This is a genomic window from Lacisediminihabitans sp. (genome assembly GCF_036569425.1).
Lineage (GTDB): Bacteria > Actinomycetota > Actinomycetes > Actinomycetales > Microbacteriaceae > Lacisediminihabitans.
In genome coordinates this window covers 1-24,664 of the sequence record NZ_DATCQQ010000079.1, presented here as the reverse complement: position 1 = coordinate 24,664, position 24,664 = coordinate 1, and the positions used below count along the sequence as shown (strand labels likewise).

The following is a 24,664-nucleotide window of genomic DNA, read 5'->3' as shown; positions in this document are numbered from 1 at the left end:
GACCCGGAGTCAAATACGTCAGCTCCGGTCGGCCCCGAGGACGGCAACCCAAAACCATCTGAGTGTCACCGATGTCCTGATGCAGGAAGTGTTACCGATGTCCTGATGCAGAACTGTCACCCATGTCCTGATACATCACATAGCTGTCCTGGCGGACTTCATTGCCCACAGTTTGCCCACATTCAGACGAGCCGCGGTGTCATTCAAAGCGACCGCAACGCCGTCCAGGTCATCATCGAAGAGATCGCTGTAGGTGTCGAGCGTTTCCTTCGCGGAGCTGTGGCCGAGCATCCGTTGCAACGCTTTGACATTGGCGCCAGCCGAGACCGCGAGGCTCGCGCAGGTGTGCCGCAGCTCGTGCGGTGTGAGGCCCGGGATGCCCACGCTCTCGGCCGCGTCGTTGAACCAGCCACGTCGAAACGTGCGGTTGCGCAGCACTGCGCCGGCCTTCAAATTCGCGCTCTTCACAACCGGGCTGAGTCGCTTGGGCTTCAGCGGGACTTCAACGCGCTCGCCAGACTTGTTTGGAGTCATCGGAATCTCCAATGCCGCGTCAAGAGCGGCGAGTTCTTCCAATTGCACTCGGCGCTGCTCAACCATCGCTTGAATGGTCGCCCTTATCTCTCCGCGCCAAGCTTCGACATCACCCTGATCCAGCCCGCACGCTGCTCGAGGGAAGTCCTGAACTCCTGCAACTCTGCGGAAATCTTCTCGGCAGTGAGCTCACGGTCCTTGACGTGGAGTTGCGCTACGCCTGGAGAGATCTGCATATCGAAGGGGAACCCGCTAAGGGAATGGGGACTCGCCCTGCACTTAAAGAGCATGGGATCGCCGGTGAATGGGATGAGCAGGGTGACGCTCTTGGCCGCCACCGTGTACCGCTCGCCAAACTGCGATGTTTCGATGGTGGTCTCAACTAGCGCAGTCCGGGAGAGGGCGTCCCGCTGGAAGCCGAGCGGCACAACGTCTACATCCTCCGCCAGTTGGACTACGGTTGCCTCCAGGCTAAATCGAATCGACTGTGGGTCTAGTGAAGCTATCTGCTGCACGAACTTCTGCCCGTGACTGCGCAGGGTCGCGGAGAGATCGCTCTCTGAAAACCATGAAATTCCCACGCCGCTCCTCTCGCCATAATTCTCGGGTCAAACACTACGAGCCCCCACCATACTTATGCCGACCATTACTCCAACTGCTTCCTGATCTGCCGCCACAGCTATTCCTTTGCCCCTTCCCGGCCTTGGTCGGGCCACTCGTGTCGGCGCAGGACGGCAAGCAGCACGATGCACTCGCGTTTTGGACCGGGGCTGTCTTCCTGCCGACGCCGACGCAGGGCGACGGATGGTTCGCTGGCGCGAGAAGGCGCGCATCGGAGTCTGATCCGAGCTTCCCGCCCGCGGTCACGCTCCATGACCTTCGACACACCGCAGCGTCGCTCGGAATCTCCGCGGGAGCGAATGACAGGGCCGTGCAGCGATTGCTCGGTCATGCATCTGCGGCAATGCCCTACGTGTGATCGATTCGTACGTTCCAACGCTCGTTAGAACGAATCGACGATCTGAGGAAGAACCATGGAAACCTGTTTGGAGGACAATACGATTCCAGGCGCTCAGCATACAGTCGCGCTGCCACCGGGATTCGACGGAACGCGGCGCGGCTTAGATCTCAGATGACGTGACTAGCCTTCCAATTGGGAAAGCGAGGCATGGTGGTTGTCTGACAGGGCTCGCAGCAAAACGAGGATGTCGCTCCTGCAGTCAACTTCGTTCACTTTCGCTTGCGATGTTTGCCCGGGAACCTGGGCGTCGACTGCCAAACACATGTAGCGCCCTCGTTCCTTGTAGGTCCATCCGCCGCCGCTAACGCCGGTGGATTGGAGAACTGCGTGGAATGTCACGGTGTTTCCGGAAGTACTGATGTCGTAGATCGCAACAAATGAGGAGCCTAGCTTTGAGTCGTTTGAATCCAGTCGACTGGGAAGGACTCGTCCTACGCTCCCGCCCTGAATCCGCTGAGCCGCAGTCTCTGGCGAGTCGGCGGTCGTGGACTCCTGCTCGGTACCTTGTTTGAGTGTCTTCAGCTCGGTCGCCAGCCCGGCCAGTGCGTAGGAATCCGCCTGACTTGCGCCGTCGACGCAGCCCGCTAGGCCGAAAGAGATGAGAATCGCCATCGCGAGCAGACTTGTGTGATGCGCCGTTCTCTTACGGATAGAACCCATTGAGCGCCCCCTGTAACGTCGCAGCGTAGTAACTCGTACCAGTTGGGTTCGGATGAATGGACTGCTGCGATACGCCGAAATTGTAGTTGGGCCCTGGGACTGGCAGGGAATACATGGGCGCATCACCGGACGTCTGCGTGAACACCAAGCCGTTTTCTGCCGGTATGGACGTGCAGAGGTTGTGACCGGTGAAGAACTGCTGGGGATCCGCAAATCTGACAGGGATTCCGGATGCAGTCGCGTTGCTCGCTGCTGCAGACATGGCACCCGTCAGTCCGGTCGAAACTGAATTCAGCCACGCACGATCATTGTCATCGATATACACGCACGTGCTCCCCGTCTCAAATAGTTTCGGGTAGCCCATGAGAACTATTTTTGCAGAAGGTGCCTTGGCGTGAATCTGGTTGAGTGTAGTGGCGAGCGCGCCCGGTAGGACGTTGGCAAGGCGATTGGCCGTGGACGTCTGGATGTCGTTGGTGTCGCCTGCGAGAATGCTCTGGTTGCATGGCGTGTACCCTACCAATTGATTTCGGGCGTATGAGAAGACACAGGCTTGAAGGATGTCCGAAAACCGCATGTCATTGCCGCCGATTGAAATCGTAACGAGGGTGGTGTTCTGATCTAGGTAGCCTCGGTCCAGCTGATTGAGCTCGCCATAAGTTCTAGGGCTGCTTCCTCCGGTTTGGACGTCTTGCGTCAGGGCGCCGGAGCAAGCCATCGTTTGAAAGTCCAAACTGCTACTCCAACTGCCTGACAGCGTCCCGATCGAGGTCGCTGCGCCGGGAAGCGTTGTCTTGAGAGGCCATGACAGCGATGATCGGTGACACCCGTCGCGAAGTGAATTGAGCGGGTCAGCGTCTGTGCCATTGTGGTCTGACTCGCTCGTGTAGCTGGCGCCCGTTGAGAGGTCTGTGGTAGCCCCTTCTCCGGAGGAGAAGGAATCCCCAAGCGATACCACGAAGTCCGTTGGCTTGGCGGGTAGCGGTTGAAAAGCCACTGCATCCCAAGCGATGTCATTGAAGCCGTCCGCGTACGTGGCTAGGTTCGTCATCGTGACGCTGGGCGTTCCGTTCATATGGAACACGCCTATTGGCACCCACTCATTGGCGAAACGGTGCTGATTCAGAGTTCGTGTCTCGCTCGTCCCGTCTCCAAGGTTGATCGTGTACGCGGCTTGGGGTGACCAAGCTGCGTAGCTGGGTACATGAACGAACACGCGAGTCCAATTCGTCAGGGATTGGCCTAGGTTCCACGAACCGCTGATTTCCGTCTTGTCTCCTGCGGGAACGTTTCGCACATGGGTGAAATAGAAGTGGTCGTTGAATCCGCCCCCCTGCTGATGCAGGTCAATCTTCCCTGGATAAGAGCCGTTCGCATCGGGCGCAAAGAATTGTAGGGCGAACGACCCGGTGCTTGGTTGCTTGCTGCACCCTCCCCGAACTGGTGAGACTGATGCCGGAACGTCGTCCACAATCAACGCTGACGCGGGCAGCCCGCCGGAATCGCACCGTCCTGGCACGCTCACGCCGTCAGGTTGTGCAGCTGCGTACGTTGGGTAGGTGAACCTGACGTTCTCATTGCCACAGGCCGTATCACACTCCTTCCATGACGCAGAAACGTGCCACCAGCACTGCAGGTCAGAACGCGTGCATTTAGCGGTTGTCGATGTGTCGCATTGATTGTTGGCGACGGTGCAGAACAGGTTCGCGGGTGGCTTCACTGTGGTGCGGTACTCGTTTAGGCCCCACCATGCAAGGTTGAACCCTGAGACGTTCGTGGTGGTGTACCCGGTCGGGTGCGTGCCCGTTTGCACTACCACTTTCTCTGCCAGCGGGAGTGACCATGCAGCGAATCCCATTACCTTTTCGGGATAGGGCCAATCTTGGGGGTGCGCCGCGTCCGCCGAACTCGATTCTAAGAAGGGAAGCCTGCTGGGGTTGTACATGGGATTGACCGGGTTATTTGACCAGCCAACACCCCATGGGCTTGAACCCGACTGGGCGTGAAAACCTGAGTTGTACGCCCAAACGGCGAAGAACCAATCTTCGAGTCCTGCTGAAGTCCCTCCGTTGAGCGACATTCCCGCGTTCGCGACCTGATTCCATTTGTCAGCAAGAACCTGTACCACGCGAGCGATATTCGTTGAGTAGTCGATGGCAATCGCTCGCTGCTGGTCGGCGGGAAGGGCCGCAGGACTGCCTGAGCCTTGCAGGCCAGGCAACCTCATTCCGTCTGTGATTTGACCTTCGGCGGCACGCTCGGGGCGGGCCTGCCCGGAGTGGACCCGGCCGGCGGGCGGGCGGCGTATGTCGCGTATGTCATGCCGGGAATCCTGGCGATCGCGATCGCTGGCACCATGGGCGGCGCCGCGACGACGGTCTCGATGGACATGACCGAGGGCGTCACCGCGCGGTTCCGCACAATGGCGATCTCACGGGCGGCGGTGCTCGCCGGACACGTGCTCGGCAACACCATCCAGGCGATCATCGCCGTCGTCATCGTGCTCGGCGTCGGCCTGCTGGTCGGGTTCCGCCCGACTGCTGGGCCGATCGAGTGGATCTCCACTGTCGGCTTGATCGCGCTCATCGCGTTCGCCCTCAGCTGGCTCGCGGTCGCGATGGGGATGCAGGCGAAGTAAGTCGAGACGGCGAGCAACGGGCCGACGCTGTTCGTCTTGCTGCCCTTCCTCGGCAGCGGCTTCGTACCGACGGATTCGATGCCGGAGTGGTTGCACTGGTTCGCGCAGTACCAGCTGTTCACCCCGTTCATCGAGACCATCCGCGGGCTGCTGCTCGGCACCCCGCTCGGCTGGAACCCGGTGCTCGCGATCGGGTGGTGCGTCGTGATCGCAGTCGCCGGGTACGCCTGGTCGATGGCGATCTACGAGCGCAAGTCGGTGCGCTGAGCCGGGTCGCAACCACTAGCTGCGGGCGGTCGCGAGGTCATCGCGGCCGCCCGCGGTGTGCCTGCAGACCTCAGTCGGAGGCCGGCGCCGGGCTCACGATCATGATGAGGTTGCCGCACGTGTCGTCGAGCACCGCACCGATCATCGGGCCCATGGGCATCGGCGGCTGGGTGAATGCGACCCCGTCTGCCTGGAGCTCACGATACGCGGCGTTCACATCGTCGACGCGAAACGAGGTCATGGGGATCCCGTCTTCCACGAGAGCCCGCGCGAACGCCTTCGCGGCCTGGTGCTCGTCCGGTTCGAGGAGGAGCTCCACCCCGTCCGGATCGTCCGCACCCACGACGGTGAGCCAGCGATAGTCGCCGGCGGGCACATCCGTCTTCTTGATGAATCCGAGCTTCTCCGTGTAGAAGGCGAGAGCCTTCGCCTGATCGTCGACGAAGACGCTCGTCACCTGTAGTCGTGCCTTCAACCTGGTCTCCTATCGATCGAGGGGCCAGCGCTCGGTGATCGAGCGCAGCGGCTCCGTATTCAGGGTATGGACTTTCGTTCGGCCGGCACGGTACGTGGCGATCAGGCCGGCATCCTCCAGCACCGCAAGATGCTGGGACACCGCCTGCCGGCTGGACTGACTGCCGTGGACGCTCATCAACCGAGCGCAGAGCTCGAACAGGGTCTGGCCGTCGCGCAGCAGAAGTTCGTCCATGATCACGCGCCGGGTCGGATCGGCCAGTGCCTTGAAGACGTCGCCCACGATGCAAGAATATGCAAGCACGTACTTGCCTGTCAATGGTTCGGCGGATCCGGCGCCGCCCGAACGCGAGACGGATCGGGCCGCGCATCGGTCGTCCGCGTGAGAGGCGGCGGCAGACCGCCGCCGAACCGTCCGACCTGTAACGTGTCAGCGGCGAACTATCGCGTAGACGGGAACGAAATGATCACCCTCCAGCAGGATTCCGACGGCTTCATCCGCATGAACAGGCACTTCCCGACCACGGCGACCATCTCCATCGCCTTCGCCGACGGATCGTCCGAGGTGTTCTCGGGGGAGCAGGTCAACGCGATCTATGACGAGACGCTGGCAGAGTTCCGGGCGCAGAATCACCTGGACGCGAAAGGGTTCTCGCGCGGCCCGGCCAAGACCGTGCACCCCAGGAACATGATCGAGTTCGTGCCGGTTCACGCCGGGATGGCGAGCGAGAACACCACCGCCTGACGCCGGTTCGGCTCTGGCGGCGGCGGCGGCGACGGCGCGTGCATAACTACGGCTGATTTCGACGCGCGCCTCATCACACCCCCGGAATTCCGGCTGTGTTCGAGCGCGCGGGAAAATTGTGCCTGAGTTATGAACACGGGGTGCTGCCGGCGTCGTCGAGCGGGAAGGCCTCAGGACGCCTGACTGACGGGAAGCGAGTTGTCGCGAAACCAATCGAGCAGCCTGCGCGCCCGCTCAGCGGTCTCAGACACATTCGTCGGGCTCTGCTGCTGGTGGAAGAAATCGTCGTAGCCGGGGATGGAGCGCGAGAAGCTGTCTGTGAGGGCACGGTAGCCCATCCGCCAGCCCGGGTAACGCCGCTCGGTGATGGATTCCACACTGAGCATCTGCACGCCGAAATGACGAGGGTCGACAGCGATGACGGCGTAGCACGCTCGTACCGCTTCGTCCGGACCCTCGAGAACCTGCATGAACTGGCTGTTGCTGTACAACAGGATGCCCGTGATGCCGAGCCGGGCGTTGTTCCCGCGGATGCTCGTGAGCAGTCGAGCAAGGTCCTCGTCGGTGTACGCGCGGCTCGCCGAACTCAGGTAAGCGATCGATAGCACGTGGCCTCCCTTTTCCTGAACCAGGCTCGCGTACACCGACGGTTCGGTACAGTCCCCCGTTCAGGGTGCACGGTCCGCGAGGCGGCATGGTCGGGCACCCCCAAACGGGGCACACTATGCTGCTCAGGCGGCGCAAAACCACCGCATTGAGCAAGAACGGAACCGTTCACCCATGTCTCAGGAAGAAATCTCCCAACCGCGCATCCATGTGATTGTTCGCGGCAGCACTGCCGGCGAGGTACTCGTCGACGGCCTCAGCCACCCCATCGTCGCCGCCGACGATGCCGGTGTGCGCGAGGAAATCATCGCCCACGTCACGACCCGCGCGCGGGTCAGCGGCCGCGCCCTCTACATCACGACGGAGGATGAGTCCGGCCAGGGCGAGCTGCTGGTTCACCCCGACGGGCGAGTCGAGGGGGTGGGAGCCGGGGTTCCCCCGCAGACCCGCCCCATCCTGGTGCCGCCGGTCGAAGACGGCCAGGCCGAACCGGTCTCCGCGGTCCGGCGGGAGTCGGCCGTGCCCTTTCCGCCCGAGCCGGCAGCGTCTCCCGAGCCGGTCCAGCGGGAGGCCCTCCCCGACCTCGACGAGGACTCCCTGTTTCCGATGCCGATTTCCGCGCCGGCATCCCGTTCGCTGGCGGGCGCTCTCGGCGGCGAATCGGCCGCACCCCCGACCCTCGCCGACTTCCTGGACTCCCGTCCGGAGCCCCCGGCCGGCCCGGCAGCGTGGGGCTGGCAGGGCACCGTTCGCCGGCTCTCCGCCGGCCTCATCTCGCCGACGCCGGGTTCGGGAGAGCGAGCGCACCGGGCCGCGGTCACCACGGTGCAACGCAGCCTCAACGGCCCGCGCACCATCGTCGTGCTCAACCCCAAGGGCGGGGCCCACAAGACCACGACGACCCTGCTGATCGCCGCCACCTTGGGCATGTACCGCGGCGGGTACACCCTCGCCTGGGACAACAACGAGACGATGGGCACGTTGGGCGTTCGGGCGCAGGCCGCCCGGCACACCAACACGGCCGTCGACCTGCTGCGCGCGCTCGACCGCTTCACCGATCCCCGCTCCGTGCGGGTGGGCGATCTCGACAACTACGTGCGGGCTCAGGGCGACGCCCAGTTCGACGCACTCGCCTCGGACCTGGACCCGGCCGGAGCCGCGAGCATCGACGCCGACGCGTTCCGCAAGCTCCACGCCACCCTCAGCCGTTTCTACCGGGTGCTCGTGATCGACACCGGAAACAACATGCGGGCGTCGAACTGGGAGGCGGCCGTCGAGACCGCCGACCAGCTCGTGATCGTCTCCACCATCCGCGAGGACACCGCATACGGAGCCGCCTCCCTGCTCGACGGGCTGCGTCAGAAGGGCCATTCAGACAAGGTCGACCAGGCGGTGACCATCCTGGCGTCCCCGGCAAAGAACGCCGATGAGCAGCTCTCCGAGCGGCTGCACGACCACTTCGGTCAGCTCACCCGGGCGGTCGTGGACGTGCCGTACGACCCGGCACTCGTGGCGGGCGGGCCCCTGGTGATCGATGCCCTCGCGCCGGCCACCCGAGAGGCGTGGCTTCGAGCGACGGCCGCCATCGCGGAGGGACTCTAGGCTCGGACGAAGGGCGTCGTCCGGCTCCGCCGTGACGCGATATCGTGGCCGGTCACCGACGACTGCGCATCTCGAGCGAAAGGAACGGTCAGAAACATGGCCACTGCCACCCGACCGGATGAGAGCCGCTGGCAGAGATGGCACGGCAAGTTCATCGTCGAGGAGCGCTACGTTCGCCCCGCGACCAGGCGAAACCTGTATCTGAACTCCTCGATCCTCATCCCGCTCGGCATCGTGTTCTTCATCATCGTGCTGACGTCGGTGCTGCAGCAGACCGGACTGGCCGAGCTGGACCGACCAGCCGAGCTCGGGATCAACTCGCTGCGCTCGCCATCCACCACGGCGGTGATGGCCGTGATCACGACCATCTTCGGTCCCATCTTCCTGCCGATCATCATCCTCGTCGCCACGGTCACCTGGGCGCTGCTCGCGCGGCACCTGTGGCGGCCCCTTCTCCTCGCCGGCGCCATGGTCACCGGGGTGATCGTGGCGAACTCGATCGCCCCCCTCGTTCACCGGCACCGCCCACCGGCGAACCTGATGCTGATCGGCAGCGACGCGACATCCTCGTTTCCGTCCGGGCACGTGCTCGGGGCGAGCGACTTCCTCATCATCGCGGCCTTCCTGCTCATCTCCCGCGCTCCTTCACCCGGTCGCGTGGTCGCGGGCGCCATCGTCGCGGTGCTCGGGATCGTCGCCGCCCTCACGAGCCGGATGTATCTCGGCTACCACTGGCTCACCGACATCCTCGCCTCACTCTCGCTCTCCATGGTGATTGTCGGAACGGTCATCGCGATCGACACCTGGCGCACGGTGCGGGTGCCCGACGAACCGGTGACCGGGCCCGCATCGCAACCGCAGCGGGACGGCACCTAGACATGAATGAGAGCCGCCAGACACCGCGGCTGCTCGGCCGGACGCCCCGAAGTCCGACCCGCGTGTGGATCGCCTGCGTCGACGACGAGCTGCCGGACATCGCAGCGCGCCTCGGTCTTCCATCCGGCGACGCTCGGCCGGCCGAGTGGCTCGACCTGGACGAGCGGGCTCGCGCGGCGAGCCTCGTCGACCCGCTGACCTCGGAGAGATTCGCGCGGGCGCACGCGGTGCTTCGCCTGGTGCTCGGCTCGGTGCTGAAGGTGGAGCCCGCGCTCGTGTCGTTTCGCCGAGGCGCCTGTCCGGCCTGCGGGGGGCCGCACGGCCGGCCGGAACTGGCGCACCCTCGCGGGCTGGAATTCACCCTCAGCCGCTCCGGATCCTGGGTCGCCGTGGCCGTGCGCGAGGGGGCCGCGATCGGGGTCGACATCGAGGTGCGGCGGCCGGATGCCGGGCTCGCCCCGCTCGGGCGGGACATGCTGGCCCCCGGCGAAGCGGTGACGGGAGACATCCTCGACGTGTGGGTGCGCAAGGAGGCCCTGCTCAAGGCCACGGGTTTCGGCCTCTCCCGCGAGATGTCGACAGTGGCGCTTCGACCTCAAGCCGGCGGCTGGGCCGACGCCGGTTCGCCCGGCATGGTCGTGCGCGACCTCGCCATCCCCCCGGCGCTCGCCCCGACCCTCGCCGGCGCGATCGCCGGGCCGGCATTGGGCGAGGTCGAGATCGTCGGTGGGCAGCACAGCTAGCTAGCCCTCGAACCACCCGCGCGGGGCGTGCGTCGAACTCCTCGATCACGAGCCGGCGCTCTGCTTGCCGCTGGCCAGCGCCGCGATCGCGATCGGATGGTGCAGGTGGTTGGGCACGCCGATGCTCACGAAGTCGAGGTCGTCGCGCGCGACAAGGTCCTGCCAGTCGTTGTACAGGTTGGGCACCCCGCGAGTGCGGCCGAGCTCGCCCAGCCGGGACTCCTCCTGGCCGGCGAGGGCCACGACGGTGGCGCCAGGGAGCGCCTCTTCGCAGGCCCCGCGGAGAGCGTGGGATCCTCCCCCGGCGCCTCGCCGTCCCCGATCGTCACTGCGGTCCAGCTGATCGAGCGCGCCTCGGTCGCCGCGCCACCCGCGGGCCGCGGCGGGCGCTGAGCGCTATGGGGCCGGGCTGGGACTCGGGGTCGCCGTCGCGTCCTCGCGGAACGTGTCGCCGGCGGCCTTCTGGATGGCGGCGGAGAACGCACTCGCGTCGGTCGCCGCCCCGTTGAACTTGGCACCGTTGATGATCACAGTCGGCGTCGCCGACACCTTCTTGACATCGGAGTTGGCGATCGGACCGGTGGTGGCGCGCGACGTGGCCGACGTCACCCAGGCCTTGAACGACTGGTCCGTGATGCAGCTCGTGATCGAGGTGAGGGATTCGACCTTGGCCTGCTTCGCGATGGAGACGAGCTTCTGGTCGGGTAGACCCTCGGTGTTCTCCTTCGGCTGCTCCTCGAAGAGCAGGGTGTTGAAGTCGAAGTAGGAGTTCGGCGAGAAGTTGGCGACACAGGCCGCCGCGTTCGCCGCGCGGCTGGAGTACCTCTGGCCGAGCGAGCGGTTGTCGAGAATCGCGATCGGATGGATCTCGAGCGTCGCCGCGCCGGTCTTGAGGTAGGACTTGATCTGGGCGGTGTTCGTCTGCTCGAAGACCTGGCAGACGGGGCACTGGTAGTCGACGAAGATCTGGATGTCGATCACGTCAGACTTGTTGCGGGCCGACGGCACGGGGGCGTCGCCCGGCTGGAGCGCGGCGGTCGGCACCGCGGCCAGGTTCTGGCCGATCTTGATGCCGTCACTGAGCATGTTCCTGGGCCCCGCAGACGGCGGGCGCACCGAACTGGTGATCACGACGACGATGACGGCGATAATCGCCAGGGAGACGACGATGAGGCTGCCCTGCAGAACGAAACGGCTTCGGCGATCCTTCTTCCTCTGCTCTTCGCGCAGCGTGCGGGCCTTCTCACGAGCGGCCTCGCGCCTCTGGTTCTTGCTGAGGCGATCGTCGCCAGCACCGCCGTAACTCATCGAACCTCACTATTGATCAACATGGTTGTGGCCCTCGAACCGTCTCGACAGCAGCGAGCGGGAGCCCTTTGCACAGTAGACAGTGATTCTGGGAATAAGCCAGACCTACGCTGGATAAGCCTAGCCAGTCGGTGAACGCCAATTTAACGGCGTTCACCTCGACGTGACATAATGACCGAGCAGAATCTTCCATTCACTACGGATCGTCCGGCACGTACCTGCCGGTGAAGGAGCAATAGAACCATGGCATCTGTCACTTTTGACAAGGCAACCCGTCTCTACCCGGGTTCCACCAAGCCCGCCGTCGACGCACTCGACCTGCACGTCGCTGATGGCGAATTCCTCGTCCTCGTCGGCCCATCCGGCTGTGGCAAGTCCACGTCGCTGCGCATGCTGGCCGGCCTCGAAGAGGTCAACGACGGCAACATCCTCATCGGCGACCGCAACGTCACCGACGTTCCGCCGAAGGACCGCGACATCGCGATGGTCTTCCAGAACTACGCGCTGTACCCGCACATGACCGTCGCCGAGAACATGGGCTTCGCGCTCAAGATCGCCGGCGTCAACAAGGACGAGCGCGCCACCCGCGTTCTCGAAGCCGCCAAGCTGCTGGACCTCGAGCCGTACCTGGGCCGCAAGCCGAAGGCGCTCTCCGGTGGACAGCGTCAGCGCGTCGCCATGGGCCGCGCGATCGTGCGCCAGCCGCAGGTGTTCCTCATGGACGAGCCGCTGTCGAACCTCGACGCCAAGCTCCGCGTGCAGACGCGTACGCAGATCGCCTCCCTCCAGCGCCGCCTCGGCGTCACGACCGTCTACGTCACGCACGACCAGACCGAGGCGCTCACCATGGGTGACCGCATCGCCGTGCTCAAGGATGGCGTGCTGCAGCAGGTGGGAACCCCCCGCGACCTGTACGCGAACCCGAAGAACGTCTTCGTCGCCGGATTCATCGGCTCGCCGGCCATGAACCTCTTCACCGCCGACCTCGTCGAGGGTGGACTCAAGTTCGGATCGTCCGTCGCGGCCCTCGACCGTGCCACCATGGGCGCGACGACCAACACCAAGGTCACGATCGGCGTTCGCCCGGAAGACGTTCGCGTCTCGACGACCGGCGAGGGCCTCAAGGTTGACGTCGACCTCGTCGAGGAACTCGGCGCCGACGGTTACCTCTACGGCCACACCGACATCGACGGCGCCCGCGTCGACATCGTCGCCCGCGTCGATGGCCGCGTTCACCCGAACGCCGGCGAGACGGTCTTCATCCTTCCGGAGCCCGCCCACATCCACGCGTTCGACATCGAGTCCGGCAACCGCCTCAGCAAGGCCGTCGCCGACTAAGCGGTCGAATAACCCTGGTGCGGGCGGCGATCTCGATCGTCGCCCGCACTTTTTTTACTCCGAATTCTCGATAGGCACAGCGCATGAGCGGCTCACTCAACATCACCTCGGCAACCGTCGACCCGGCACTGCTCGACCTGCCGTGGAATCTTCCCCTCGACGTCTGGCCCGACAGCGTGATCGCCGCCCTGCCCAAGGGAATCTCGCGGCACCTCGTGCGTTTCGTGCACCTCAGCGGCTACGTGATCGCGATCAAGGAGACCTCCTCGGAGCTCGCCAAGCGCGAGTACGACATGCTGCGCGCCCTGCAGAAGCTCGACGTGCCCTGCGTCGACCCGGTCGCGGTGATCACCAACCGCACCGACGACGAAGGCAACCCGCTCGAGTCCGCGCTCGTCACGCGTCATCTCAAGTTCTCACTCCCCTACCGTGCGCTGTACTCGCAGACCCTGCGACCGGACACCGCGACCAGGCTCGTGGATGCCCTCGCCGTGCTGCTCGTGCGGTTGCACATCCACGGCTTCTTCTGGGGCGACGTGTCCCTCTCGAACACGCTCTTCCGCCGCGACGCCGGCTCGTTCGCCGCGTACCTCGTCGACGCCGAGACCGGCCAGCTCTACAGCGGCCTCTCCAACGGCCAGCGCGAGAACGACCTGGAGATCGCCCGGGTCAACATCGCCGGAGAGCTGCTCGACCTCGCCGCAGGCGGGCGCCTCGACGAGGATGCCGACCCGGTCGAGGTCTCGAACGGCATCGTCGCCGCCTACCGCAACCTGTGGAGGGAGCTCACCGGCTCCGAATCCTTCTCGTCCTCCGAGCGGTGGCGCATCAACGAGCGCGTCGAGCGTCTCAACGAGCTCGGCTTCGACATCGAGGAACTCGCCATCAAGACGGATGACTCCGGCACGCAGGTGCGCATCCAGCCGAAGGTGGTCGACGCCGGCCACCACCAGCGCCGGCTGCTTCGCCTCACCGGGCTCGACGCCCAGGAGAACCAGGCCCGCCGCCTGCTCAACGACCTGGACTCGTACACCGCGACCTTCAAGAAGCAGGGCCTGGACGAGGAGATGGTGGCCCACGAGTGGCTCGCCCAGGTCTTCGAACCGGTGATCCGCGCCATCCCGCGCGACCTGAAGCGACGCCTGGAGCCCGCGGAGGTCTTCCACCAGCTGCTCGACCACCGCTGGTTCCTGTCGCAGAACGAGAACCGGGATGTGCCGCTCGCCGAGGCCGTGAGCTCCTACGTGGACACGGTGCTGCGCCACCGCCGCGACGAGGCCACCGTGATCGACCCCGTCACCGGAACGATCACCCTGCCGATCTCAGTAGTCGACGAGAGCGACTGGCGCTCGAGGGTCTAACCGAGCAGCTGCTCGAGCCCGCGGCCAGCCACGTGATCGAAGATGAGGTTGGTCTCCGTGTGGGCGACCGCCGGATGCCCGGCGAGGTTCTCGAGCACGAAGTCGCGCAGGTCTGATGCGTTCGGCGCGGCCACGTGCAGGAGGAAGTCGTCCACCCCTCCCATGTGGAAGAGAGCGAGCACGCCCGGCCAGTTCGGCGCCTCCCGGCGGAAACGGTCAACCTCCTCCCGCACGATCGAGACGAGGCGGATGGAGATGAGCGCCTGCACGGTCATGCCGAGTGCGGCGATGTCGACGTCGGCGTGGTAGCCGCGGAGCACCCCCGAGGCGTGCAGCCGCTTCAGCCGGAGCGAGACCGTCGACTCCGCGACACCGGCGACGGCGGCCAGCGCGGCCCCCGACATTCGCGCATTGGCCGAGAGCGCCCGGATGATGAGGCGGTCCGTGTCGTCGATCATGGCGTCGACCCCTTCGCTGGATCTTTCGTCGGACGGGGCGATTCCCGCCCCGAGGCGCATCTTCTCCGAATATAGAGCCCAGTATCGCACTACCTGCAGGCACTCTTGCGATGAGCCGCAGATTCTGTTCTCGTCGACCCATGTCGACTTCCGAATTCCGTCTCGAGACCCGCGCCGTGCACGCCGGAATGGAGGGCCTGAGTCAGAGCGGATCGCATGTGCCCACCATCGACTTCTCCACCACCAACCCGCTCCCCGGCGTGGAGCTCGGCGGCGAATCCTACGAGCAGCTCGCCACCGGCGGTGTGCTGCTGCCCGGTCAGTCCGCGGTGTACCAACGGCTCTGGCAGCCCGGGGTCGCCCGCTTCGAGGACGCCCTCACCGCGCTCGAAGGGTCGGAGTGCGCGGTCGCGTTCGCGAGCGGCATGGCGGCCCTCGCCGCCTGCCTGCTCGCCACCGTCACCGCCGGCCGCCCCCACGTCGTGGCGCTCCGCCCGCTCTACGGCGGCACCGACCACGTGCTGGAGAGTGGGCTCGTCGGCACCTCCGTCACCTGGACCGACCTCGACGGCATCGCCGGGGCCATCCGAGCGGACACCGGACTCGTCGTGATCGAGTCCCCCGCCAACCCGACCCTGGAACTCGTGGACATCGCGGCCGTCGTCGCGGCGGCCGGCGTCGTGCCGGTTCTCGTCGACAACACGTTCGCGACTCCCGTGCTGCAGCGTCCGATCGAACACGGCGCGACCATCGTGCTGCACAGCGCCACCAAGTACCTCGGCGGCCACGGCGACGTGATGGGCGGGGTCGTCGCGACCACCGACGAGTGGGCCAGCCGCCTGCGCCACGTGCGGGCGCTCACCGGAGGGGTGCTGCATCCGCTCGCCGCCTACCTTCTGCACCGCGGCCTGCGCACACTGCCGATCCGCGTTCGTGCCCAGCAGGCGACCGCAGAGAAGCTCGCCCGGCGCATCCTCGGCGACCCGGCAGTCTCCCGCGTGCTCTACCCGACGCTCGACGGCTGCGACCCGAACGGCCTCCTCGGGCACCAGATGCACGGCGGGGGATGCATGATCGCCCTCGAGATGGCCGGCGGCTACGACGCTGCAGTGCGGTTCATCGAGGCGCTGCGGCTCGTCACGAACGCCGTCTCCCTCGGCGGAGTCGACTCGCTCGCCCAACACCCGGCGTCCCTCACTCACCGACCGGTCGCGGCCGAGGCCAGGCCTCATGCCGGGCTCGTTCGCCTCTCCATCGGTCTCGAACACGTCGACGACCTCACCCAGGACATCCTCGACGCTCTCGCGGCCGCCCGCCGGCTCGAGCGGGCGGGCGCCACCGCCTAGCTACTTGCGGGCGCGCTGCTTGGAGATCTCGTAGAGCGTGACGCTCGCGGCGATGCCGGCGTTGAGTGACTCCGTGGCCGCGTTGATCGGGATGGAAACGATCGCGTCGCAGGTTTCCGTGACGAGTCGCGAGAGTCCCTTGCCCTCGCTGCCGACGACGACCACGAGGGGTTCCTTCGCCCAGGACAGGTCGGGCAGCGGGGTGTCGCCGCCGCCGTCGAGGCCCAGGATGAAGACGCCGCGCTCCTTGAACGCCTTGAGCGTCTGGGTGAGGTTGCCCGCCATCGCGACGGGGGTGCGCGCCGCGGCCCCGGCCGACGTCTTCCAAGCGGCGGCCGTCAGGCCGACCGAGCGGCGCTGGGGAACGATCACGCCCTGCCCGCCGAACGCGGCGACCGAGCGGATGATCGCGCCGAGGTTGCGCGGGTCGGTGATGCCGTCGAGCGCGACGAGCAGCGGCACCTGGCCGCGGGAGATGATCTTCTCCAGCAGGTCGGTCGGGTGCGCGTAGTCGTACGGCGGGATCTTGAGCGCGAGGCCCTGGTGCACCGAGTCGAACCCGGCCAGGCGGTCGAGCTCGGGCTTCATCACCTCGAGGATTGGCAGCCCGCGCTTCGTGGCGAGCTGCATGACCTCCTTCACCCGGTCGTCATACTCGATGCGGGTCGCGATGTAGAGGGCGGTCACCGGGATCTTGGCCCGCAACGCCTCGAGAACGGAGTTGCGGCCCGTGACGACCTCGAACTCGTCGGTCTGCTTGGGCCGGTTGGCGCGGCCGGCCTGCGGCCGCTGCGGCGCTCCGGCGCTCGAACCTGTCTTGGCGGGCTGGCGCGTGCCGCCTGCCGCCGTGAACCGGTCGTTCGCGGCCTTGCGCTTGCCTGCGGGGTGATACGGGCGGTCGACGGCCTTGGGGGTCGGCTTCTTGCCCTCGAGGGCCTGGCGGCCCTGGCCGCCCGATCCGACCTGCTTGCCGGTGCTGCTCTTGCGCACGGCGCCCGCGCGAGGCTTGTTCGCTCCACTGCTCTTCATTAGTCAAGACTCCAATGTGACCCCGTCGGGGTGTCTTCGATCTGGATGCCGGCGGCGGCGAGTTCATCGCGGATGCGGTCGGCCGACAAGAAGTCGCGCTCTTTGCGCGCGGCGTCCCGGTCTTCCAGCAGCTTCTCCACGAGGGCCGCGAGAGCGACGCTGGCCGGATCGTGTGCGGCAGTGTGCCACTCTACGGCCATCGGGTTGATGCCGAGAACCTCGGCCATGGCGAGCACCCTGCCCTGGATCACGGCCGCGCCGCCCAGATCCTCCGCGTCGAGCGCCGCGTTGCCGGCCCGAACCTGGTCGTGCAGCACGGCGAGCGCCTGCGGAATGGCGAGGTCGTCATCCATCGCCTCGGCGAATTCGGCGGGCACGAGCTCCACACCCTGCCCGGCGAACTGGGTTCCCTCGAGTCGACGCTCGGCGCGGTCGAGGAACACCTCGATGCGTTCGAGGGCCGCCTCCGCCTCGATGAGCGCACCGTCGTGGTAGTCGAGGGTGGAGCGGTAGTGCGCGGCGCCGAGGTAGTAGCGGATCACGAGGGGGCGGGCCTCCTCGAGAAACTCCGATGCGAAGACCGAGTTGCCGAGCGACTTCGACATCTTCTGCCCGTTCACGTTCACCAGCCCGTTGTGCACCCAGTGGTTGGCGAACGGCAGGCCGGCAGCCGACGACTGGGCGAGCTCGTTCTCGTGGTGCGGGAAGCGCAGGTCGAGGCCGCCGCCGTGGATGTCGAACCGGGGCCCGAGGTACCGCGTCGCCATCGCCGAGCACTCGATGTGCCAGCCGGGCCGGCCGTCGCCCCACGGGGAGGGGAAGGCCGAGGACTGCGGTTCGTCCTCCTTGTGTCCCTTCCAGAGCGCGAAGTCGCGGGCATCCCGCTTACCCCTCGACTCGGCATCGGCCGAGGCCGCCATGTCGTCCGCCCGCTGGTTGGTGAGCTCGCCGTAGGAGGGCCAGGACGCCACGTCGAAGTAGACGTCGCCCGACGCGTCGTCGGCGACGTAGGCGTGGCCGTTCTCGATGAGGCGGGAGATGATCTGCTGCATCTGGGTGATGCTCGCCGTGGCGCGCGGCTCGTAGGTGGGGGGCAGGATTCCGAGGGCGCGATAGCCGTCGGTGAACTCGAGCTCGTAACGATAGGCGAGCGCCCACCACTGTTCCTCGGTGGCGTCGGACGACTCGGAGGCTGCGTTGGCCAGGATCTTGTCGTCGATGTCGGTGACGTTGCGCACGAGGGTCACGGTGTAACCCCGGTACGACAGCCATCGTCGCCACTGGTCGTAGACGAGGGCGGAGCGAAGGTGGCCGATGTGCGGCGACGACTGCACCGTCGGCCCGCACACGTAGATGCCCACCTCGCCCTCGACGAGGGGCACGAGGTCGACCACGGACTGGGTCCTGGAATCATAGAGGCGCACAGTCACGACTCACAGCCTAACTTGCGGGGGCAACAGGCGGAGGAGGGCGGTCGCGATGACCGCGACACCCTCCCCGCGCCCGGTGAAACCGAGACCGTCGGATGTCGTGGCCGTGACGCTCACTGGCGCGCCGACGAGCGAGGAGAGGTTGCGCTGCAGCTCGTCGCGGCGTGCGGCGAGCTTCGGCCGGTTGGCCACCACCTGCGCGGCGACGTTGCCGATCGCGTAGCCGGCCTCGCTCACGAGCCGCACCGTCTCGGCGATGAAGACCGCGCCGTGCGCGTTCTCGAAGCGCTCGTCGGCGGTGCCGAATCGCTCGCCGAGGTCGCCGAGACCCGCCGCGGAGAGCAGGGCGTCGCAGATCGCGTGGCTGAGTGCGTCGCCGTCGCTGTGGCCGGCGAGGCCGACCTCGCCCGGCCAGTGCAGCCCGCCGAGCCAGAGTTCGCTCGACTCATCGAAGGCGTGCACGTCGATGCCGACGCCGGTTCGCGTGGCGCCCGGTGCGACATCCGGAGCGGACGACGCGAGCGCCTCCGCGCGACGCAGGTCCCACGGGGTGGTGATCTTGAACGCGAGGGGGTCGCCGGGCACAACGATTACCGGATGCCCGGCCGCGGCGTAGAGCGCGGCGTCGTCGGTGTGCTCGGCAGTCGCCGTCGCGTAGGCGTCGGCGAGGGGCTGGCGGGGAAAGCCCTGCGGGGTCTGCACCGCCACGAGCTCCGAGCGATCGACGGTGGAGACGGCGAGCCCGTCCACCGTGCGCTTGATCGTGTCGGCCACGGGCAGCCCGGGGATCACCCCGGAACCGGACCCCTCCACCGCGGCGATCACCGTCTCGAAGAGGTGGGTCGGCGTGAAGGCACGGGCGGCGTCGTGCACCAGAACGATGCGGATGCCGGGGTCGAGCACAGCGATTCCCGCGGCCACCGAGGCCTGCCGGGTCTGGCCGCCCGCGACGACCGTCACGTAGTCGGCGGCGACTCCAGCGACCTCGAGCGCCATCGACCGCGCCTCACCGAGCTGCGCCGCCGGCGCGACGACCACCACCTGGGCCGCGGTGCTCAGCCCGAAGACCGGCAGCAGCGCGTGCTCGAGAATGGGCCGCCCCAGGAGGTCGACAAAGGCCTTCGGCTCGGGCTGGCCGAGCCTGCTGCCGCTTCCGGCAGCAACGACGATCACTCCGACGCGCGGAGTTTCGGTGCTGCCCCTAGGAGGCAAGGACCTCGTCGAGAACCGTTGATGCCTTCTCTTCGTCAGTCTTCTCGGCGAGCGCGAGCTCGGAGATCAGAATCTGGCGTGCCTTGGCGAGCATCCGCTTCTCACCGGCGGAGAGTCCACGGTCCTGGTCGCGGCGCCACAGGTCGCGCACGACCTCGGACACCTTGATGACATCGCCGGACGCGAGCTTCTCGAGGTTGGCCTTGTAGCGCCTCGACCAGTTGGTCGGCTCCTCGGTGAACGGGGCGCGCAGCACCTCGAAGACCTTGTCCAGTCCCTCTTTGCCGATCACATCGCGCACGCCGACGAGGTCCACATTCTCTGCGGGTACCTCGATTGTCAGGTCACCCTGGGTGACGTTGAGCTTAAGGTAGAGCTTCTCCTCGCCCTTGATGATTCGCGTCTTGACCTCGGTGATGGTTGCTGCACCGTGATGGGGGTAAACGACGGTTTCGCCGACCTCGAAAAGCATGGATGGGACTCCGTTCCGTGGCCTCTAGTTTACCACAGCGATCTCCCAGTTAGGGTTGCCTTACCCGGAGCCGGGCGCGAAGGGTCGGTAGGCTAAACTCCAAGCAGGCTCCCGTGGCGATCGTCCACGATGTGAGGCCGATTTCTTTGCTTCTGGAGGGTTTTGTGAGAGCACGCATTGCTGCATCCGTCGTCCTGGCGGCCGCCATGATGTTGGGCGCGACCGGCTGCAGTCTGTTCGTCCCCCTGTCGACCACCAAGCTGTACGACTCGAGCGACGGCGTCGGAGCGACCCTCGGCTCGATCCAGGTGCGCAACGCCCTGGTCTTCACGAAGGACGGCGAGGAGGCCAGCCTGCTCGTGAGCATCATCAACGACGGCGAGCAGCCGGCCGACGTCAACATCCAGTACGAGGGATCTGAGGGCAAGCTCACCTCCACCGTGCGGCTCGACGCCGGCGAGGCGAAGACCTTCGGCGCGAAGGGCTCGAAGCAGCTCGTGCTGCAGGGCATCAACACCGAGCCAGGCGCGCTCTTCCCCGTGTACTTCCAGTCGGGATCCGACACCGGCAAGCAGCTTGTCCTGCCGGTGCTGGACGCGAGCCAGAAGGAATACAAGGGCCTGCTGCCCTCGCCGACCCCGACCCCGACCCCGAGCGCGTCACCGAGCAACTAGTTTCTAGGCGCAGTGGGTCAGTAGCGGCGCAGTGCGTGTTCGCGACGATGAGACGCCCGTTCGCGCTGCCCAAGCCGCGAGCACACGTTTCTCCGGAGGTTTGCGGCTCAACCGGCCGAAATCGGGCTGTTGGGCGGCAATTAGGGCCGCGGTGAGCCAAACCTCCGGAGAAACGCGTGTTCTCCCCGCGTGTTCTCCCGCGCGATCTCCCCGCGCGATCAGGCCTCGAAGCGGTAGCCGAGGCCTCGCACGGTGAGCAGCATCGTCGGGTCTGACGGGTGCCGCTCGATCTTGGTGCGGATGCGCTTGATGTGCACGTCGAGGGTCTTGGTGTCGCCGAAGTAGTCGGCGCCCCAGACGCGGTCGATCAGCTGGCCGCGGGTGAGCACGCGCCCCGCGTTGCGCAGCAACACCTCGAGCAGCTCGAACTCCTTGAGCGGCATCGCCGTCTCCGTGCCGCGCACCGAGACGGTGTGCCGCTCCACGTCCATCCGCACGTCGCCGGCCTCGAGCACCGCGACATCGTCGTCGTCGCCCTCGACGCGGCGGCGCATGACCGCGCGGATGCGGGCGAGCAGTTCGCGCGTCGAATACGGCTTGGTCACGTAGTCGTCGGCGCCCAGCTCGAGGCCGACCACCACATCCACCTCGCTGTCCTTCGCCGTGAGCATGATGATCGGCACCTGCGAGCGGGTGCGGATCTCGCGGCAGACCTCGGTGCCCGGGATGCCCGGCAGCATGAGGTCGAGCAGGATCAGGTCCGTGCCGTTGCGGTCGAACTCGGCGAGCGCCGCCGGGCCGTCGGCGGAGATCGTGGTCTCGTACCCCTCCCGGCCCAGCAGGAAGGCCAGGGGCTCGCTCAGGGACGATTCGTCTTCCACGATCAGGATTCGCGTCATCATGCTTCTTTCAGTGATGCCTGCGAGGCGTGGGACGCCTCCGGCAGGCGGATGGTGAAGGTGGAGCCATTGCCGATCTGGGACCACACGCGAACGTCGCCGCCGTGGTTCTGCACGACGTGCTTGACGATACTGAGGCCGAGGCCCGAACCGCCGGTGTGCCGTGATCTCGCCTGGTCGATGCGGTAGAACCGTTCGAAGACCCGGTCGAGGTCCTCCTCCGGAATGCCCGCGCCCTGGTCGGTCACCGCGATCTCGACGATGCCGTCCGCGTTGGTGACCCCGACCCCCACCCGGGAGCCCTTGGGCGAGTACTGGATCGCGTTGGCGATCAGGTTGTGCAAGGCGACGGCGAGCAGCGGCTCGTCGCCGTACACCTCGGCGCCAGCGTCTCCCCCGCTCACGATGGTCACGCGGCTCGAGTCTGCTGCCACCCGGTTCTGGTCGATCGCGAGCGCGACGACGTGGTCGATGTCGACCACCTCGGGTTTCGTGAGCGCGTCGGCCGCCTGCAGCCGGGAGAGCTGGATGATCTCCTGCGTGATCTTGGCCAGGCGTTCGGACTCCTTGGTGAGCCGTTTCGCGAAGCGGCGCACCTGGTCCGGCTCGTCGGATGCCGCCTGCAGCGCCTCGGCGAGCAGGCTCACCGCGCCGATCGGGGTCTTCAGCTCGTGGCTGATGTTGGCCACGAAGTCGCGTCGCACCTCGTCGAGCCGGTAGCTCTCGGTGTGGTCCTCGGCCAGCAGCAGGATGTAGCGGGCGCCCAGCCGCGCGACCCGCACGAACAGGTAGACGTTGGCGTCGCCGAACGGCCCGCGGGCGAGCTCGAGCTCCTGGGCGACGGAATCGCCCGTGCGGCGCACCTGGTCGACGAGCGCCACGAGTTCGGAGTGCACGAGCGCGTCGTTCCAGACCAGGCCGAACGCGAGCGCGCCCGGCGATGCCTTAACAACGTTGTTCGAGGGGTCGAGCACCACCCCGGCGGACTCGAGGGCCTCGATCACCTGGTCGACGCCGTCGGGCACCGCGTTGCTCACGACATCCACCGCCCGCTGGCCACGGCGGGCGGAGGCGACGAGGATCAGCACGATGCCCGCCCCAACGATCACACCGAAAACGAGTGTGAGCGGCACGAGCCACGCGGAGGTCATACGCACTAGATTAGTTAGATCTCACGGCCCGCCTCGCAGCCCCTGTCGGGGGAAGGCGATACTTTGGCATTTGTTCAGGTGCTCATCACCAAGTGTTAACCAGCATGGGGCAGTGTGGCTTCAACTGTGCGGGGACCGTCATGCTCGCAGCGAAAGGGATTCGACAATGCGCGAGGTTTTCCAGCAGGAACTTCAAGAGGTGCAGGAGCGACTCGTCGAGATCGCCACTCTCGTGGAAATCTCGATCGAGAACGCCACGAGGGCCTTCAACGAGTCGAACGTCTCGCTCGCCGAGACGGTGATCGCGGATGACGACAAGATCGACGGGGCGGCGATCGCCCTCGACGAACTCGCCATCAACATCCTGGCCCGCCAGCAGCCGGTGGCCCGCGACCTGCGCATCGTCGTGAGCGCGCTGCGCATCAGCGCCTCCCTCGAGCGCATGGGCGACATGGCCGAACACATCGCGCAGCTCGCGCGCTACCGCTTCCCGGACAAGGTCGTCCCCCGCTCGTTGCGCAGCACCTTCGCCGACCTCGGCAAGTACGACGTGCAGATCGCCAAGAAGCTCACCGAGCTGCTGCGCACCGAAGACATGCGCCTCGCCGAGGAGATCCGCAACGACGACGACCAGATCGACGCGCTGCACCTCAGCGTGTTCGACAAGGTGCTCGGCGAGACCTGGAAGGGTGCGGCCGTCGACACGGTCGACGCGACCCTCGCCTCGCGCTATCACGAGCGCTTCGCCGACCACGCCGTCTCCATCGCCAAGAAGGTGCAGTACCTGGCGACCGGCGACTGGGTCTCTGCAGATCTATAGGGCGGACCTATAGGGCCGACCTGTAGGGCGGACCTGTAGGGCGGACCTGTAGGGCGGACCTGTAGGCGGTCCGCCTCCGGTTGGGCCCTACTTCTTGCCCTGGGCGGCGACCGCGGCGGCCCCGGCGGCCGCGGCCTCCGGGTCGAGGTACACGCCGGGGTTCGTCGGCATGAAGTCGTCGCCGAGTTCGTAGACGAGCGGGATGCCGGTGGGGATGTTGAGCTCGGCGATGTCCGCATCCGAGATGCCGTCCAGGTGCTTCACGAGGGCTCGCAACGAGTTGCCGTGAGCCGTGACGAGCACGGTCTTGCCGGTGGCGAGATCCGGCTTGATGTCCGACTCCCAGTATGGCAGCATCCGGTCAATCACGAGCTTGAGCGATTCGGTGCGGGGCAGGTCGGCGCCGAGGCCCGCGTAGCGCGGGTCGTGGGCCTGCGAGAACTCGCTGTCGTCATCGAGCGGAGGCGGCGGCACGTCGAACGAGCGACGCCAGGTCATGAACTGCTCCTGGCCGTACTCGGCCAGTGTCTGCGCCTTGTCCTTGCCCTGAAGGGCACCGTAGTGGCGTTCGTTGAGGCGCCAGCTACGCTTCACGTCGATCCAGTCGCGGTCGGCCACCTCGAGCGCGATGTTCGCGGTGTGGATGGCGCGCTTCAGGACGGAGGTGTACTGGATGTCGGGCAGCACGCCGGACTCCGCGATGAGCTCGCCGGCGCGCTTCGCCTCGGCGCGGCCCTGGTCGCTCAGGTCGACATCCACCCAGCCGGTGAAGAGGTTCTTGGTGTTCCATTCGCTGTTGCCGTGGCGCAGCAGGATGAGCGTGAAAGTCATGCCCCAACTCTAGCGAAGCCGCCCGAGCCGCCTGCCCGCGCCGGTGCCGCTCCCCCGCCCCGCCTCCCTTCCGAAATCCATGCATTTCTTCTCAACACGCCGCTGCGGGGTCACTCCAGCCGGAGTGTCGGCACCAATTGCATGGGTTTCGGAAAGGGTGGATGCCTGT

At 66.4% G+C, this 24,664-nt stretch carries 29 protein-coding genes; 12 read left to right on the top strand and 17 right to left on the bottom strand.

All coding sequences use genetic code 11. The features are described from left to right. Positions 1-135 precede the first annotated feature (135 nt). Positions 136-600 (bottom strand): tyrosine-type recombinase/integrase, encoded by a 465-nt coding sequence (locus tag VIM54_RS14000; protein ID WP_331902227.1) that lies wholly within the window; start codon positions 598-600, stop codon positions 136-138. A 17-nt stretch (positions 601-617) separates the two neighbouring features. Beyond that, a complete protein-coding gene (locus VIM54_RS13995; protein WP_331902226.1) occupies positions 618-1,115 on the bottom strand; it encodes a hypothetical protein in 498 nt (165 codons plus the stop codon). Between VIM54_RS13995 and VIM54_RS13990 the strand changes: the two genes are divergently transcribed. Next, the gene (locus VIM54_RS13990; protein WP_331902225.1) at positions 1,103-1,513 is read left to right on the top strand and encodes a tyrosine-type recombinase/integrase; all 411 of its coding nucleotides are present in this window, start codon (positions 1,103-1,105) and stop codon (positions 1,511-1,513) included. The genes VIM54_RS13995 and VIM54_RS13990 overlap by 13 nt on opposite strands. 162 nt (positions 1,514-1,675) lie before the next feature. Here VIM54_RS13990 and VIM54_RS13985 read toward each other — a convergent pair whose 3' ends face one another. Both VIM54_RS13985 and VIM54_RS13980 read right to left on the bottom strand, forming a co-directional pair. After that, positions 1,676-2,167, bottom strand: a complete 492-nt coding sequence (locus tag VIM54_RS13985) for a hypothetical protein (protein WP_331902223.1) — start codon at positions 2,165-2,167, stop codon at positions 1,676-1,678. Positions 2,168-2,198: 31 nt separating this feature from the next. After that, the gene (locus tag VIM54_RS13980) at positions 2,199-4,442 is read right to left on the bottom strand and encodes an SGNH/GDSL hydrolase family protein (protein WP_331902222.1); all 2,244 of its coding nucleotides are present in this window, start codon (positions 4,440-4,442) and stop codon (positions 2,199-2,201) included. Between the two features lie 12 nt (positions 4,443-4,454). Here VIM54_RS13980 and VIM54_RS13975 point away from each other — a divergent pair, with 12 nt between their 5' ends. Beyond that, positions 4,455-4,853 (top strand): ABC transporter permease, encoded by a 399-nt coding sequence (locus tag VIM54_RS13975; protein WP_331902220.1) that lies wholly within the window; start codon positions 4,455-4,457, stop codon positions 4,851-4,853. 36 nt (positions 4,854-4,889) lie between these two features. Then, positions 4,890-5,120 carry an ABC transporter permease gene (locus VIM54_RS13970; protein WP_331902219.1) on the top strand — a complete coding sequence of 77 codons (231 nt, stop codon included), beginning with the start codon at positions 4,890-4,892 and terminating at the stop codon, positions 5,118-5,120. Positions 5,121-5,190: 70 nt separating this feature from the next. Here VIM54_RS13970 and VIM54_RS13965 read toward each other — a convergent pair whose 3' ends face one another. After that, positions 5,191-5,595, bottom strand: coding sequence for a VOC family protein (locus tag VIM54_RS13965; RefSeq protein WP_331902218.1), 405 nt, complete (start codon positions 5,593-5,595; stop codon positions 5,191-5,193). Between the two features lie 9 nt (positions 5,596-5,604). Beyond that, positions 5,605-5,877, bottom strand: a complete 273-nt coding sequence (locus tag VIM54_RS13960) for a metalloregulator ArsR/SmtB family transcription factor (protein ID WP_331902216.1) — start codon at positions 5,875-5,877, stop codon at positions 5,605-5,607. 180 nt (positions 5,878-6,057) lie between these two features. On the opposite strand from VIM54_RS13960, the gene VIM54_RS13955 reads away from it, so the two are divergent. Continuing rightward, positions 6,058-6,339, top strand: a complete 282-nt coding sequence (locus VIM54_RS13955; RefSeq protein WP_331902215.1) for a hypothetical protein — start codon at positions 6,058-6,060, stop codon at positions 6,337-6,339. A 170-nt stretch (positions 6,340-6,509) separates the two neighbouring features. Here VIM54_RS13955 and VIM54_RS13950 read toward each other — a convergent pair whose 3' ends face one another. Further along, positions 6,510-6,947 (bottom strand): BLUF domain-containing protein, encoded by a 438-nt coding sequence (locus VIM54_RS13950; RefSeq protein WP_331902213.1) that lies wholly within the window; start codon positions 6,945-6,947, stop codon positions 6,510-6,512. 172 nt (positions 6,948-7,119) lie between these two features. Here VIM54_RS13950 and VIM54_RS13945 point away from each other — a divergent pair, with 172 nt between their 5' ends. From VIM54_RS13945 to VIM54_RS13935, 3 genes are all read left to right on the top strand, one after another. Then, positions 7,120-8,547 carry a chromosome partitioning protein gene (locus VIM54_RS13945; RefSeq protein ID WP_331902211.1) on the top strand — a complete coding sequence of 476 codons (1,428 nt, stop codon included), beginning with the start codon at positions 7,120-7,122 and terminating at the stop codon, positions 8,545-8,547. 96 nt (positions 8,548-8,643) lie between these two features. After that, entirely contained in the window at positions 8,644-9,423 is a 780-nt protein-coding gene (locus VIM54_RS13940; RefSeq protein ID WP_331902209.1) for a phosphatase PAP2 family protein, read from the top strand. Positions 9,424-9,425: 2 nt separating this feature from the next. Then, entirely contained in the window at positions 9,426-10,166 is a 741-nt protein-coding gene (locus tag VIM54_RS13935) for a 4'-phosphopantetheinyl transferase family protein (RefSeq protein WP_331902207.1), read from the top strand. Positions 10,167-10,211: 45 nt separating this feature from the next. Here the strand turns inward: VIM54_RS13935 and VIM54_RS13930 are convergent, their stop codons facing one another. Then, positions 10,212-10,505, bottom strand: coding sequence for a Gfo/Idh/MocA family oxidoreductase (locus tag VIM54_RS13930; RefSeq protein WP_331902228.1), 294 nt, complete (start codon positions 10,503-10,505; stop codon positions 10,212-10,214). 57 nt (positions 10,506-10,562) lie between these two features. Further along, a complete protein-coding gene (locus VIM54_RS13925; protein ID WP_331902206.1) occupies positions 10,563-11,474 on the bottom strand; it encodes a DsbA family protein in 912 nt (303 codons plus the stop codon). A gap of 243 nt (positions 11,475-11,717) precedes the next feature. Between VIM54_RS13925 and VIM54_RS13920 the strand changes: the two genes are divergently transcribed. Together VIM54_RS13920 and VIM54_RS13915 are read left to right on the top strand one after the other, a co-directional pair. Beyond that, positions 11,718-12,812 (top strand): sn-glycerol-3-phosphate ABC transporter ATP-binding protein UgpC, encoded by a 1,095-nt coding sequence (locus tag VIM54_RS13920; RefSeq protein WP_331902205.1) that lies wholly within the window; start codon positions 11,718-11,720, stop codon positions 12,810-12,812. Positions 12,813-12,895: 83 nt separating this feature from the next. Further along, entirely contained in the window at positions 12,896-14,173 is a 1,278-nt protein-coding gene (locus tag VIM54_RS13915; protein ID WP_331902204.1) for a DUF4032 domain-containing protein, read from the top strand. Here VIM54_RS13915 and VIM54_RS13910 read toward each other — a convergent pair. Then, positions 14,170-14,631: an Lrp/AsnC family transcriptional regulator gene (locus VIM54_RS13910; protein ID WP_331902202.1), complete on the bottom strand. Its 462-nt coding sequence runs from the start codon at positions 14,629-14,631 to the stop codon at positions 14,170-14,172. The genes VIM54_RS13915 and VIM54_RS13910 overlap by 4 nt on opposite strands. 140 nt (positions 14,632-14,771) lie before the next feature. Between VIM54_RS13910 and VIM54_RS13905 the strand changes: the two genes are divergently transcribed. Then, positions 14,772-15,977, top strand: coding sequence for a PLP-dependent aspartate aminotransferase family protein (locus tag VIM54_RS13905; RefSeq protein ID WP_331902200.1), 1,206 nt, complete (start codon positions 14,772-14,774; stop codon positions 15,975-15,977). Here the strand turns inward: VIM54_RS13905 and rlmB are convergent, their stop codons facing one another. From rlmB to VIM54_RS13885, 4 genes are read right to left on the bottom strand one after another with little or no spacing between them, the layout of a single operon-like run. After that, entirely contained in the window at positions 15,978-17,006 is a 1,029-nt protein-coding gene (gene rlmB / locus VIM54_RS13900; protein WP_147781776.1) for a 23S rRNA (guanosine(2251)-2'-O)-methyltransferase RlmB, read from the bottom strand. Further along, positions 17,006-18,436, bottom strand: a complete 1,431-nt coding sequence (gene cysS / locus VIM54_RS13895) for a cysteine--tRNA ligase (RefSeq protein ID WP_331902199.1) — start codon at positions 18,434-18,436, stop codon at positions 17,006-17,008. The genes rlmB and cysS overlap by 1 nt, the downstream gene beginning before the upstream one ends. Before the next feature lie 3 nt (positions 18,437-18,439). Next, positions 18,440-19,648 (bottom strand): 2-C-methyl-D-erythritol 4-phosphate cytidylyltransferase, encoded by a 1,209-nt coding sequence (ispD, locus tag VIM54_RS13890; RefSeq protein WP_331902198.1) that lies wholly within the window; start codon positions 19,646-19,648, stop codon positions 18,440-18,442. Beyond that, on the bottom strand, positions 19,638-20,120 hold the full coding sequence (locus tag VIM54_RS13885; protein ID WP_134506949.1) for a CarD family transcriptional regulator: 483 nt from the start codon (positions 20,118-20,120) through the stop codon (positions 19,638-19,640). The genes ispD and VIM54_RS13885 overlap by 11 nt, the downstream gene beginning before the upstream one ends. Positions 20,121-20,284: 164 nt before the next feature. On the opposite strand from VIM54_RS13885, the gene VIM54_RS13880 reads away from it, so the two are divergent. Beyond that, positions 20,285-20,794 carry a hypothetical protein gene (locus VIM54_RS13880; protein WP_331902195.1) on the top strand — a complete coding sequence of 170 codons (510 nt, stop codon included), beginning with the start codon at positions 20,285-20,287 and terminating at the stop codon, positions 20,792-20,794. Positions 20,795-21,012: 218 nt separating this feature from the next. On the opposite strand, the gene VIM54_RS13875 is transcribed toward VIM54_RS13880, so the two are convergent. Continuing rightward, a complete protein-coding gene (locus VIM54_RS13875; RefSeq protein ID WP_331902194.1) occupies positions 21,013-21,693 on the bottom strand; it encodes a response regulator transcription factor in 681 nt (226 codons plus the stop codon). After that, a complete protein-coding gene (locus tag VIM54_RS13870) occupies positions 21,693-22,844 on the bottom strand; it encodes a sensor histidine kinase (RefSeq protein WP_331902193.1) in 1,152 nt (383 codons plus the stop codon). The genes VIM54_RS13875 and VIM54_RS13870 overlap by 1 nt, the downstream gene beginning before the upstream one ends. A gap of 166 nt (positions 22,845-23,010) precedes the next feature. Here VIM54_RS13870 and phoU point away from each other — a divergent pair, with 166 nt between their 5' ends. After that, positions 23,011-23,664: a phosphate signaling complex protein PhoU gene (gene phoU / locus VIM54_RS13865; RefSeq protein WP_331902192.1), complete on the top strand. Its 654-nt coding sequence runs from the start codon at positions 23,011-23,013 to the stop codon at positions 23,662-23,664. An 87-nt stretch (positions 23,665-23,751) separates the two neighbouring features. On the opposite strand, the gene VIM54_RS13860 is transcribed toward phoU, so the two are convergent. After that, complete coding sequence (locus VIM54_RS13860; protein WP_331902191.1) at positions 23,752-24,495, bottom strand: phosphoglyceromutase; 744 nt, start codon at positions 24,493-24,495, stop codon at positions 23,752-23,754. Positions 24,496-24,664: the final 169 nt, after the last annotated feature.

Excerpts from the sequence above, each read along its gene's own strand:
- VIM54_RS14000 (WP_331902227.1), bottom strand. The coding sequence starts at position 600 with ATGGTTGAGCAGCGCCGAGTGCAATTGGAAGAACTCGCCGCTCTTGAC.
- VIM54_RS13990 (WP_331902225.1), top strand. The coding sequence starts at position 1,103 with ATGAAATTCCCACGCCGCTCCTCTCGCCATAATTCTCGGGTCAAACAC.
- VIM54_RS13985 (WP_331902223.1), bottom strand. The coding sequence starts at position 2,167 with ATGGCGATTCTCATCTCTTTCGGCCTAGCGGGCTGCGTCGACGGCGCA.
- VIM54_RS13980 (WP_331902222.1), bottom strand. The coding sequence starts at position 4,442 with ATGAGGTTGCCTGGCCTGCAAGGCTCAGGCAGTCCTGCGGCCCTTCCC.
- VIM54_RS13955 (WP_331902215.1), top strand. The coding sequence starts at position 6,058 with ATGATCACCCTCCAGCAGGATTCCGACGGCTTCATCCGCATGAACAGG.
- VIM54_RS13945 (WP_331902211.1), top strand. The coding sequence starts at position 7,120 with ATGTCTCAGGAAGAAATCTCCCAACCGCGCATCCATGTGATTGTTCGC.
- VIM54_RS13940 (WP_331902209.1), top strand. The coding sequence starts at position 8,644 with ATGGCCACTGCCACCCGACCGGATGAGAGCCGCTGGCAGAGATGGCAC.
- VIM54_RS13935 (WP_331902207.1), top strand. The coding sequence starts at position 9,426 with ATGAATGAGAGCCGCCAGACACCGCGGCTGCTCGGCCGGACGCCCCGA.
- VIM54_RS13925 (WP_331902206.1), bottom strand. The coding sequence starts at position 11,474 with ATGAGTTACGGCGGTGCTGGCGACGATCGCCTCAGCAAGAACCAGAGG.
- VIM54_RS13920 (WP_331902205.1), top strand. The coding sequence starts at position 11,718 with ATGGCATCTGTCACTTTTGACAAGGCAACCCGTCTCTACCCGGGTTCC.
- VIM54_RS13915 (WP_331902204.1), top strand. The coding sequence starts at position 12,896 with ATGAGCGGCTCACTCAACATCACCTCGGCAACCGTCGACCCGGCACTG.
- VIM54_RS13910 (WP_331902202.1), bottom strand. The coding sequence starts at position 14,631 with ATGATCGACGACACGGACCGCCTCATCATCCGGGCGCTCTCGGCCAAT.
- VIM54_RS13905 (WP_331902200.1), top strand. The coding sequence starts at position 14,772 with ATGTCGACTTCCGAATTCCGTCTCGAGACCCGCGCCGTGCACGCCGGA.
- rlmB (WP_147781776.1), bottom strand. The coding sequence starts at position 17,006 with ATGAAGAGCAGTGGAGCGAACAAGCCTCGCGCGGGCGCCGTGCGCAAG.
- VIM54_RS13885 (WP_134506949.1), bottom strand. The coding sequence starts at position 20,120 with ATGCTTTTCGAGGTCGGCGAAACCGTCGTTTACCCCCATCACGGTGCA.
- VIM54_RS13875 (WP_331902194.1), bottom strand. The coding sequence starts at position 21,693 with ATGACGCGAATCCTGATCGTGGAAGACGAATCGTCCCTGAGCGAGCCC.
- VIM54_RS13870 (WP_331902193.1), bottom strand. The coding sequence starts at position 22,844 with ATGACCTCCGCGTGGCTCGTGCCGCTCACACTCGTTTTCGGTGTGATC.
- phoU (WP_331902192.1), top strand. The coding sequence starts at position 23,011 with ATGCGCGAGGTTTTCCAGCAGGAACTTCAAGAGGTGCAGGAGCGACTC.
- VIM54_RS13860 (WP_331902191.1), bottom strand. The coding sequence starts at position 24,495 with ATGACTTTCACGCTCATCCTGCTGCGCCACGGCAACAGCGAATGGAAC.